This window comes from Duganella aquatilis (assembly GCF_009674565.1).
In the GTDB taxonomy this organism is placed as follows: Bacteria; Pseudomonadota; Gammaproteobacteria; order Burkholderiales; family Burkholderiaceae_D; genus Rugamonas; species Rugamonas aquatilis.
This window is the reverse complement of the sequence record NZ_WKJL01000083.1, coordinates 1-255: the sequence shown is the minus strand read 5'-3', so window position 1 is coordinate 255 and position 255 is coordinate 1. Positions and strand designations below refer to the sequence as shown.

The following is a 255-nucleotide window of genomic DNA, read 5'->3' as shown; positions in this document are numbered from 1 at the left end:
GGCGATGAAGGACGTAGTAGCTTGCGATAAGCTGCGGGGAGCTAGCAAACAAGCTTTGATCCGCAGATTTCCGAATGGGGAAACCCACCCTTTTAGGGTATCACTCACTGAATACATAGGTGTGTGAAGCGAACGCGGCGAACTGAAACATCTAAGTAGCTGCAGGAAAATAAATCAACCGAGATTCCCAAAGTAGTGGCGAGCGAAATGGGAAGAGCCTGTACGTGATAGTCGGACTGATAGTGGAATGCTCTG

Annotated in this window: 1 rRNA gene; it reads left to right on the top strand. The window is 49.0% G+C overall.

From position 1 onward, the window contains the following. Positions 1-255, top strand: a 23S ribosomal RNA gene (locus GJ698_RS30355); the annotation flags it as partial.